Origin of the sequence: Streptomyces sp. NPDC058620 (genome assembly GCF_042717135.1) — a bacterium.
Classification (GTDB): Bacteria; Actinomycetota; Actinomycetes; order Streptomycetales; family Streptomycetaceae; genus Streptomyces.
The window spans coordinates 1-2144 of record NZ_JBHXQO010000144.1; the positions used below are offsets into that span (position 1 = coordinate 1).

Sequence of the window (2144 nt, forward strand, 5' to 3'; positions counted from 1 at the left end):
CCAGTACCGCAGCAACCTAATCGACGGCTGCCTAGCCGAGACCGGCCTGACCATCAGATCTGCGTAACGACACCACGAGTTAAACCTCAGTAGCTGGCCTTTCTCGGACTCGCCGCCGCTCTCTGCTGCTACAAACGGTTCCTCAAACTGACCATGTAGGACACGGTCTAAGTATTCGAATGGCCGACGTCTGCGTTGGCCAGGGACGGTCGTCGCGCGGGGGGCCGCGCGGGCGGGACCGCTAGCTGGCCCGTGGCCGGGGTCTGGGATCTGAGGTGAGGGCCAGGGACGGTCGGCGCGCAGGGCCGCGCGGGCGAGGCCGCCAGGAGTCCCGTGGCCGGTGACCGGCCGGGGACGGTCGGCACGGGTGGGGCCGCCAGGAGTCCGCTGTCCGGTGTCCGGCAGAGGACAGTCACCGCGCGCGGGCTGGGCGGGCGGGGCCGCTGGGAGTCCCGTTGCCCGTGGCCCGTTGGCCGTCTCGGTCTGGCCAGGGACGGTCGGCGCGCGGGGTCGCGCGGGCGGGGCCGCCAAGAGTCCGGTGTCCGGCCGGGGACAGTCGGCGCGGGCGGTCGCTGCGCCTTCCGGTGGATGCGGGGCCGCTGCGGGTCTGGGGTGCGGCAGCGGCCACGTGGACGCGGGTGCGGGTAGACGGGCGGCCCCGTGCCGGGACGGGTGTCCGGGCACGGGGCCGTGAGGGGGGTGGGGCGGTGGTGGTCAGGGGCGGTGGGTGAGGCGGGTCTGCCCGGTGGGGGTGCTGTGCGAAGGTTCGGGGATGGGCGTGAAGCCGACGGGGTCGACGCGGAGGTAGATGATCCAGTGGCCGGGGCCGGTGATCTTGATGACGTCGCCGACGGACACGGAGCGTTGGGTGTCGCCGGGCCAGGTCTGGCCGTAGTCGTCGGCGCGCTGGTGGTTGCCGACGTCGAAGGCGGCCGACGCGGCGGCCTCGTGGCTGCGGATACGGGCGCTGGTGTGGAAAACCAGGAGCAGAGGGCTGTCGTCGGTGCCGGTGCGGGTGGCGGCGGTGAGCGGGTGGTGGCGCTTGTAGCCGCCGAAGTTGTCGTAGGTGGGTGTTCAGGTAGACGGTGGCGGTGTACCCATCCAGGGCGGTCGGGGTGGTCGGGGCGGTGGGGGTGGTGTCGGGGGGTGGTGAGGCGGGCGGTGACGGTGGGGGGGCGGGTCACGCGGGCCGTGGCCGACTGCGGCGGGGCGGCCCGGGGGCGCGCTGTCCCCGGGGCCGGCGGCCCGGAAAGCGGGTATGCGGGTAGCAGCCGCACGCGTCGCAGGAGACGGCAGGCAGCGGCGGACGTGAGGCGCTGTGCCGACGGTCTCGGTCTGCCCCGCTGCCGGGCGGAGTGGCAGCGGGGCGGGCGGTGGGCGTGGTCAGAGCTCAGAGTGCCGGGGTGACCGCTGAGGTGATGGCGGTGGTGGTGCGCAAGGCCGTCTCTTTCGGATCACCGACCGGCATACTGGGCGTCATCCAACGGCTGGAAGCAGACAGCGTGCAATTCGACATATTTCGCATCGGCGCAAGCCTTGCGACTGCCACCGTGATGGCATTCGCCCCGTCCGCTTGCGGGACAGCCAAACCCGCCCCCACTCCGAAGGCCGTCACTCATGCCGAATTGGTCGGCCGGTGGGATGGGGAGGGGGAATGCGGATCGCCGATCGTCCGGCTACGCGACGACTACACCTTCTCCAGCAACGACTTTCCGGTCCAGTGGGACGGCCCCGGGCCGGACTCGCAGGTGACACGCCGTTCAAGCGACGGGAAATGGCATGGGGTCAACAACGACCCCGGCCTGACGCCTTATCTGGTGCTTAGTTTCAAGAATCACAACGACCATCAGTTTCTACCGTTCTATATGGAGCACGGAAAACTGTGGATGGACGGGACTGTCCACGCGGACGGCGGGGACCCCTATCCCTACACATGTCACTACAAACGCACTTCCGCCGACCCTGAGGCCTAAGAGGACGTCTCACGTGGTGAGTTTCGCAAGTCTTTTGTAGCAGGTCAGGGCTGCGGCGAGGCCGAGGAAGGCAAGGGAGCCTTTTCCATCTTGATCAGGTGGCGAGTTCGAGAGCGACGACGGCACGGACGGCGGCTGTGATCCGGGTGGTGCTGCAGCGGAGCTTCCGCA

At 69.8% G+C, this 2144-nt stretch carries 2 protein-coding genes; one reads left to right on the forward strand and one right to left on the reverse strand.

Annotated elements, in window-relative coordinates; genetic code table 11:
• Positions 1–714: 714 nt before the first annotated feature.
• Positions 715–858 carry a hypothetical protein gene (locus ACFWSK_RS37680; RefSeq protein ID WP_383796680.1) on the reverse strand — a complete coding sequence of 48 codons (144 nt, stop codon included), beginning with the start codon at positions 856–858 and terminating at the stop codon, positions 715–717.
• A gap of 545 nt (positions 859–1403) precedes the next feature.
• Here ACFWSK_RS37680 and ACFWSK_RS37685 point away from each other — a divergent pair.
• Complete coding sequence (locus ACFWSK_RS37685; RefSeq protein WP_383796682.1) at positions 1404–1973, forward strand: hypothetical protein; 570 nt, start codon at positions 1404–1406, stop codon at positions 1971–1973.
• Positions 1974–2144: the final 171 nt, after the last annotated feature.